This is a genomic window from Pseudomonas sp. PS02303, from assembly GCF_029959925.1.
Lineage (GTDB): Bacteria > Pseudomonadota > Gammaproteobacteria > Pseudomonadales > Pseudomonadaceae > Aquipseudomonas > Aquipseudomonas mandelii.
This window is the reverse complement of the sequence record NZ_JASCOM010000264.1, coordinates 1-7,824: the sequence shown is the minus strand read 5'-3', so window position 1 is coordinate 7,824 and position 7,824 is coordinate 1. Positions and strand designations below refer to the sequence as shown.

6 protein-coding genes are annotated in these 7,824 nt (G+C 60.0%); 5 read left to right on the top strand and 1 reads right to left on the bottom strand.

Annotation, left to right across the window (positions count from 1 at the left end; genetic code table 11):
• Positions 1–186: 186 nt before the first annotated feature.
• The gene (locus QMX98_RS29705) at positions 187–492 is read left to right on the top strand and encodes a DUF6388 family protein (protein ID WP_102593623.1); all 306 of its coding nucleotides are present in this window, start codon (positions 187–189) and stop codon (positions 490–492) included.
• A gap of 83 nt (positions 493–575) precedes the next feature.
• Here QMX98_RS29705 and nadC read toward each other — a convergent pair whose 3' ends face one another.
• Positions 576–1,424, bottom strand: a complete 849-nt coding sequence (gene nadC, locus QMX98_RS29700) for a carboxylating nicotinate-nucleotide diphosphorylase (protein WP_010463472.1) — start codon at positions 1,422–1,424, stop codon at positions 576–578.
• A 283-nt stretch (positions 1,425–1,707) separates the two neighbouring features.
• Between nadC and QMX98_RS29695 the strand changes: the two genes are divergently transcribed.
• The 4 genes from QMX98_RS29695 (at position 1,708) to QMX98_RS29680 (ending at position 7,731) form a co-directional block, all read left to right on the top strand.
• Positions 1,708–3,915 (top strand): DUF1631 domain-containing protein, encoded by a 2,208-nt coding sequence (locus tag QMX98_RS29695; protein WP_282411808.1) that lies wholly within the window; start codon positions 1,708–1,710, stop codon positions 3,913–3,915.
• Positions 3,916–3,979: 64 nt separating this feature from the next.
• Entirely contained in the window at positions 3,980–4,555 is a 576-nt protein-coding gene (ampD, locus tag QMX98_RS29690) for a 1,6-anhydro-N-acetylmuramyl-L-alanine amidase AmpD (RefSeq protein ID WP_010463469.1), read from the top strand.
• Complete coding sequence (ampE, locus tag QMX98_RS29685; protein WP_010463467.1) at positions 4,552–5,388, top strand: regulatory signaling modulator protein AmpE; 837 nt, start codon at positions 4,552–4,554, stop codon at positions 5,386–5,388. Before ampD ends, ampE begins: the two co-directional genes overlap by 4 nt.
• A gap of 312 nt (positions 5,389–5,700) precedes the next feature.
• On the top strand, positions 5,701–7,731 hold the full coding sequence (locus tag QMX98_RS29680; protein WP_010463465.1) for a methyl-accepting chemotaxis protein: 2,031 nt from the start codon (positions 5,701–5,703) through the stop codon (positions 7,729–7,731).
• Positions 7,732–7,824: the final 93 nt, after the last annotated feature.

The window sequence follows — 7,824 nt, the reverse complement described above, 5'->3', positions numbered from 1 at the left end:
AGTCCATATAAATCGTCGACCAAACGTCCTATATTCGGACGTTGCACACGTACCACTTTGCAGTTTTCAGATGATCCCCGAATGGTTCTGAAGGCCAGACAAACCGGGCTTCACACGGTTTTTTGCGTCAGAGAGATCCTTGATGATCCAGATCCATCTTCCATTCCCCAGATCAGCGAGAACGCCATGACCGTTAAAGAATTGACCCAAGAAGCCAGACACAAAGAAGCGCTGAAAAAGTACCTGCAGGAGTCGCCCCAGCTAGCCGACGAGATCAAGGACCTGCCGGCCGACGATCAAAAAGACCAGATCCAGTGGGCGTTCGAGGATGAGGCGGAGTCCCAGGGCTTGCAGCCATGGGAACTGACGCTCAAGTACACCTCGACCCCTGAAGAGTTCGAGGCTGCGCGCCTGGTGCTGCACAAGGAGGCGGCCGAGGTGTTGGGGGTCGAGTGGGAAGAGTACTGCGAGATGAACAATCTGGTGGTTTGAGAGCAGCTTCAGGCTTCAAGCGGTAAGCTGCAAGTACAAGCAAAACTGCTTGAAACTTGGAGCTTGCCGCTCGAAGCTGCGTTTTAGAGGCTTAAGCGCATCGACAGGTCGACAGCCTTCACATCCTTGGTCATCGCACCAATCGAAATGTAATCCACCCCGGTTTCGGCGATCGGCAGCAGCGTGTTTTCGTTGATACCACCGCTGGCTTCCAGTTTCGCCTTGCCCGCGTTCAGGCGCACGGCTTCACGCATGTCATCCAGGCTCAACTCATCGAGCATGATGATGTCGGCACCCGCCGCCAGGGCTTCTTTCAATTCCGCCAGGCTTTCCACTTCAATCTCGACCGGCTTGCCCGGGGCGATCTTGTGCGCGGCGTTGATGGCCTCAGGAATGCCACCGCAGGCGGCGATGTGGTTTTCCTTGATCAGGAAGGCGTCGTACAGGCCGATGCGGTGGTTGTGGCAACCGCCGCAGGTCACGGCGTACTTCTGCGCCAGACGCAGCCCTGGCAGGGTTTTACGGGTGTCGAGCAGCTTCACCTGGGTCTCGGCGACAAAATCCGCCAGGTATTGCGCGCGCGTGGCCACGCCCGAGAGCAATTGCAGGAAATTCAGTGCGCAGCGTTCGCCGGTCAGCAGCGAGCGTGCCGGGCCCTCGAGGTGAAACAGCGCCTGATTGGGTTTCACCCGTTCGCCGTCACGCACCTGCCAGTGCACCGCGACCCGTGGATCGAGTTGCCGGAAAACGGCATCGACCCATGCGGTGCCGGCAATGACCGCGGCGTCGCGGGTGATGATGGTGGCTTTTGCCAGGCGTTCGGCCGGGATCAGCTGTGCGGTGATGTCGCCGCTGCCGATGTCTTCGAGCAACGCACGGCGCACGTTGGCTTCGATTTCGGCGGTCAAATCGGCGAGACGTAGATTCGGCATAACGGGCTCCACAAACAAAGTGGCCCGATTATAGGGCCATGGCGCGAGGCAACCCAAGGCATCAGAGGCGTTCCCCTCACCTGCAAACCTGCATTTGGTCGATTCCCTTGAATCATCGGCACTAAGTCAACGTCTTTCCTATGCGTCTATTTCGATACGTAGCACAGAGTCTGCTGGTACACGGGAGCGCTTTTGCAAGATAATCCGCCTTGCTTTTGACGTCATGGCTTTGACGTTCGTTTGGATACGACTATTCGCAGAATCACCGTTTCAGGAGGCTTGGATGCACAACGACGGGAATGTAGTGCCTTTGCACAAGGCGGCTACCGGTCAGGCGACGCAATCGCCGCTCGCCCGCCTGCCTGTGATTCTGCTTCAGGTTCGCGACAAGGCCACTCAACAGCTCAGGCATGGCTTGCAGGAGCTGTTTGATAACGCCGACGACACGCTGTTCGAAATGGCTGATCGGGCCCGCAGCGATGTCGAGCAGAACCTCTTTTTCGAAGCCATGCGCGACTTGCGACTCAAGCGAAAAAGCATCGAACGCGGTTTTCTCGAACACTTCTTCGAGGCGTTCGTCAGCCTCTCGCAGCACGACAGCGCACAGGCGGCCTTGCCTCAGGCATTGGCGTTTGAAACCGATGCATTGCCCAATGACGATCTGGAACGCAGCGTCGCGGTGGACGCCATGGTCAGCAAAGTGCTGAACCGCGACGGGTTCGCCCTTGACCAACTGACAGCCCGACTCAGTGCGTTGCTGGGCAAGGCGCTGGACGATGAGCACAACCCGCTGGGGCCTGCGCGGCTCTGCGAGTGTTTCTTGCAGGCCTGGCGCAACCTGGGGGTGGAGATCAAGGTCAAGCTGATCATTCTCAAACTATTCGATCGCTACGTGCTCAGCAGCACTGATCAGCTGTACGCCGAAGCCAATCAACTGCTCATCGCGACCGGCGTGTTGCCCGACCTCAAGCCCGCTCCCACGCGGCGAGCCAGCGATCATGCCGCCGCCAGCGCCTATGCCGAATCGATCGAAGTCGGCATCCACTCGGGCCATACACCGGTCGACGATGGCGTGCAGGAAGTCTTTGCCGCGTTGCAGGAGCTGCTGCTACACGTGCGCGGCAGTGTCGCGCCGACCCTCGAAGCCAGTGCCCAGACACAGCCCATTTCCACCCGAGACCTGTTGCGCCTGCTCTCGCACTTGCAGCAATACGTGCCGGCGCTGGCGACCCAGGACGACTTCGATCTGCGTAACCAGCTCGAACAGCTGCTAACCCGGGTCAGCGTCAAAAGCGGCAAGTCGCGCGTGGTCGGCGTGGCTGACGAAGACGTGATCAACCTGATCGCCATGCTCTTCGAATGCATCCTTGATGACCGCAACCTGCCTGACTCCCTCAAGGCGCTGATTGGTCGGTTGCAGATTCCGATGCTCAAAGTGGCGGTGCTCGACAAGAGCTTCTTCAGCCGGGCCAGCCACCCGGCCCGGCGTCTGCTCAACGAAATCGCTGCCGCCGCGATGGGCTGGGGCGAGTGCGATGACCACGAGCGTGACAGCCTGTACCTGCGCATCGAGCAAGTGGTCCAGCGCCTGTTGAACGACTTTGTTGACGATCCGGCGATCTTTTCCGAATTGCTGGCGGATTTTCTCGCCTTCACCAGTGATGAGCGCCGCCGCAGCGAACTGCTGGAACAGCGTACCCGTGACGCCGAGGAAGGCCGCGCCAGGACCGAACTGGCTCGCCAGCGTGTCGAGCAGGCGCTGAATCAGGCGTTATTGGGCAAAGTGCTGCCCCAGGCTGTGGTGGTCTTCGTGCAGGAGGCCTGGAGCAAAGTGCTGTTGTTGACCTGCCTCAAACATGGTGATGCGTCGGCGCAATGGCAGGCCGATGTGCAGACTATGGAGCAATTGATCTGGAGCGTGCAGCGCCATGACGAGCCCGATGCCGGCCTGCGTTTGTTGGCGCTGGTGCCCGGGCTGCTGAAGGCCTTGCGCGACGGATTGAGCAGCTCGGCGTTCGATCCGTTCGCCACCAGTGAGTTTTTCAGTGAGCTGGAAACCTTGCACGTGCAACGGTTCGAGCGCCCGGGTCAGACGGCTGAACAACCCGTCGACCCGCCGGTTATGGTCGAAGTGCTGCAGCAAATCGTGCTACACACCGCGGACGAAGGCCTGGCCGATGTGGTGTCTGTGCGGTTGCCGGCGGACGATGCCGGTTTGCTCCAGGTCGATCAACTGCGTCCGGGCTGCTGGGTCGAGTTTCAGGAAGACGATGAAAACACCCTGCGTTGCAAGCTGGCAGCGATCATCGATTCCACCGGCAAATACATCTTTGTCGACCGCACGGGAATGAAAGTGCTGGAGCGCAGCCGCACCGGCCTGGCCCTGGAATTTCGCCGTGGCGCGGTGCGGGCGCTGGACGATACCTTGCTGTTCGACCGGGCCCTGGAGTCGGTGCTGGGCAATCTGCGGCGTCTCAATCGCGGCAAGTGATCGCGCCCCGAGGGCCTATCGCGGCATACTGGGCGCCAACACAGTCGTCGTTGAAGGAACCTGTATGCAGTTGGACCCCGCGAGCGGTTGGTGTCAGGGCGTGCGTGTATGCCGCTCGCCCAACTTCAATGCGCGCCCCTCGGGCGAAATTTCCCTGCTGGTGATCCACAACATCAGCCTGCCGCCAGCGCAGTTCGCCACCGGCAAGGTGCAGGAATTTTTCCAGAATCGTCTGGATGTCACGGAGCATCCCTATTTTGCAGGTATTGCTGACCTGCGGGTGTCTGCGCACTTTCTGATCGAACGTGACGGCACCGTCACTCAGTTTGTCTCTTGTCTTGAGCGCGCCTGGCACGCCGGTGTCTCGAGTTTCGAGGGGCGGGAGACCTGCAACGATTTTTCTGTGGGCATCGAACTTGAGGGCACGGATGATCTTCCGTTCGAGGACGCCCAGTATCAGGCGTTGACGACTCTGACCCGACAACTGCAAAGCACATTTACGGCGATCACGGCGCAACGCATCTGCGGGCATAGCGACATCGCACCGGGGCGCAAGACGGATCCGGGACCCGCGTTCGACTGGGCACGCTACCGCGCCGCCTTGGCAAAAGCCGCTTTGGAACAAGAGGAACAACGATGAGTTTTCTGGTGTTGCTGTTGGCCGTCTGGATCGAGAAATTCTCGGCCTTGCGCCATCGGGTCCAACGTGACGGCGGTTGGGTGCGTGAGCTGAACAAGCTTGAAGTCAGCCCGCGCCTGATTGATCGGCCATGGCTGGTATTGGTGGTGCTGGTGTTGTTGCCGGTGGCGCTGCTGGGTTTGTTGCTGGTGGTGCTTGAACCGGTGGCCTACGGGTTGCTGGCGTTGCCGGTGCACCTGCTGGTGGTGATTTACAGTCTGGGTCGCGGCGATTTGCTGGCTGGCCTGGGACCGTTTCGCGATGCCTGGCGCCGGGAAGACCTGCAAGCCGCCGCCCATGTGGCGAAGCGCGACGTGGACATCTGCGCCGATAGCGGCGAGCAACTGCTTGAGCGGGTCGAAGGGCATTTGCTGTGGGAGGCATACCAGAGCTTTTTCGCGGTGATTTTCTGGTACTTCGTGCTGGGCCCGGTCGCCGCACTGAGCTACCGGCTGCTGGCGCTGGCCGAAGAGCACGGGCAGAACCCTGCTGTGGTCGAGCGCGCTGCACAGTTGCGTCATGCGTTTGATTGGGTGCCGGTGCGTCTGTTGGCGGCCAGTTTCGCGCTGGTCGGAAATTTTGTCGCGGTCAGCCGCGTCATGCTGCATGAACTGCTGAACTGGAACATCAGCGCTGCCCAGTTGATCGAGAAAGTTGGCCTGGTGGCTGGCGAAATTCCTGCACCGGTCGTCGGACCGGATGGTATCAACAGCCTGGACCGGATCTGGGAATTACTGCTGCGAGCGGCGGTGCTCTGGTATGCAGGTTTTGCGTTGTGGACGGTCCTTCCGTAAACCAACGGCTGTTTTATGTGAACGTCTTTGTGGAGAGGGGGCTAGCTCCCGCTGGGGCGCAGCGCCCTCAAACGGCCAGGCAAATATGTCAGGAAAACCCGCTCGCCTGCATTGCGTCTGCTTCGCAGACGAGCGGGAGCAAGCTCCCTCGCCACAAGATGATCATCGATCTCAAGTCCGGCGATCTGCCGTTAACCTTAAGTTACAAAACCCTCAGCCGATTTAAGCTATACAGGGATAGCGCTGAATAGTGGCTATCTGCCGTCGACCCGCGCCTGCCAATAAAAATAAGAATCAAAAGGGAGACTTCCAGTGAAGAGCTTGCTCTATCCCGCCGTCGCGCTGATGAATCGCCTGAGCTTCGGCATGAAGTTCAGCCTGATCAGTGTGCTGTTCCTCGTGCCGATGCTGGTGACCAACTTCTATCTGGTCCGCGACTCCTATCGTGAATTCCAGGGCACACAAGTCGAGCTGCAAAGCCTCGACCTGCTCGGCAGCAGCCTGACCCTGCGGCGTGATCTGGAAACCCTGAACAACCTGGTGCAAATCAACGTCACCCTTGGCCAGTCCGGCAAGGCCGGTAATGTCGAGACGAAGATCAGCACTCTGGAGCAAAGTGTTCTGGCCCGCCTGCAAGGGCTGACGGCGATGACCACTGATCCGGAGCAGATCACGGTTTTCGATGGCAAGCGCGATGAAATGATCGCGGCGTTCAAAGCCCAGCAAGCGGAAAACTCCCTGCAAAGCAAAAGTGGGATGATCGGCAAGTTGCTCGGCAGCGCGCAGATTTTCAGCCAGATCATCGCCAGTCAAGCCGGCCTCAGCCGCGATACCCAGAGCGACATGCGTCAGCTCAGCGAACTCATTACCAACGTCACTCCGCCTGTGACGCAGATCCTGGGCGACGGCCGGGCGATGGGTTCCTATTCGCTTGGGCAAGGTTTTCTGAATTCGTCGTCGAGCACCCGATTTGATGAGCTGCTGGCGCAGATCGAAAAGCTCCAGGGCGAATACGGTCTGAAGCTCAATGATGCATTGGGTTCCAGCAAAGCGGCGCGTGACACCCTGGCCGCCCAGGCCGAGAGCAGCAAGGCCTCGCTGAAAAAGGCCAGTGAACTGTTCGAAGAACAGGTGGTGATGGCCGACACCCTCGATGCGCCATGGCAGGCCTTTTACGACCAGGTCACAGGCCTGATGGACCAGACCTACCAACTCAACGAAGCCACCCTGGCATTCCTCGGCACCCAGTTGCAGCAGCGACTGGAGCAGAACCGCACCCACATGATCTTGCAGGCCGTGGCGCTGTCGGTGGTGTTTGTGTTGATTTTCTACCTCTACGGCGGCTTCTACGCCTCGACCCGCACCACCCTCAAACGTCTGGGCGCGACGCTGGACAAAGTTGCAGCGGGCGACATGACCGTCACCTTCCGGGCCGAAAGCCGCGATGAGTTGGGCGAGTTGGGCGAGGTGTTCAACGGCACCGTGAAGAAAATCCATGACCTGATCGAGCGCGTAGGCCAGACCGTCAACGAGGTCGAGCGCCAGGCCGGACAAGTCGAAAGTGTCTCTGCCCAAAGCAACCAGGCGGTGGCGGGGCAGCGTTCGCAGATCGAGCAGGTCGCCACGGCCATGAACCAGATGTCTGCCACCTCCCTTGAGGTGGCGCGCAGTGCCGCCGCAGCAGTCAGCAGTGCCCACAGCGTCAACGACGAAACCATCAGCGGTCGCGGCCTGGTGGCGTCCCAGCAGGGCAGCATCGCGCAACTGGCCAGCGAGATCGATCAGTCGGTGCGGGTGGTCAACCAATTGGCCAGCGACAGTCAATCCATCAGCCGCGTGCTGGAAGTGATCAAGAGCATTGCCGAGCAAACCAACCTCCTGGCGCTCAACGCCGCGATCGAAGCCGCTCGGGCCGGAGAGCAAGGCCGTGGTTTTGCGGTGGTGGCCGATGAGGTGCGGACCCTGGCCAAGCGCACTCAGCAATCGACCGAAGAAATCGAGCAGATGATCACCAAGCTCCAGAATGGTGTTGGCGCGGCGGTGAAAGCCATGGGCGTCAGCCATCAGGTGGCCGATGGCACCGTCGGGCAGTCGGAAAAGGTCCAGCAGGCGCTGGAGAACATCCTCGGTGCCGTCGGCATGATCGTCGACCAGAACCAACAGATCGCCGCCGCGGTGGAGCAGCAGACGGCAGTGGCCCACGACATCGACCAGAACATCGTCGAGATCAACCGCGCGGGTGAACGTACCGCCGAAGGGGCGCACCAGACCGAGGATGCCAGTCGAGCATTGTCGGCCCAAGTGTTGGAACTCAAACAATTGATCAGCGCGTTCCGGGTCTGACGACACACAAGGATCAAATGTGGGAGCGAGCCTGCTCGCGATAGGGGTGCGTCAGTCAGTAATGATGTCGACTGACACACCGCTATCGCGAGC

Bases quoted from the DNA above. Each gene is read 5' to 3' on its own strand.
- QMX98_RS29705 (WP_102593623.1), top strand. From the start codon at position 187: ATGACCGTTAAAGAATTGACCCAAGAAGCCAGACACAAAGAAGCGCTG.
- nadC (WP_010463472.1), bottom strand. From the start codon at position 1,424: ATGCCGAATCTACGTCTCGCCGATTTGACCGCCGAAATCGAAGCCAAC.
- QMX98_RS29695 (WP_282411808.1), top strand. From the start codon at position 1,708: ATGCACAACGACGGGAATGTAGTGCCTTTGCACAAGGCGGCTACCGGT.
- ampD (WP_010463469.1), top strand. From the start codon at position 3,980: ATGCAGTTGGACCCCGCGAGCGGTTGGTGTCAGGGCGTGCGTGTATGC.
- ampE (WP_010463467.1), top strand. From the start codon at position 4,552: ATGAGTTTTCTGGTGTTGCTGTTGGCCGTCTGGATCGAGAAATTCTCG.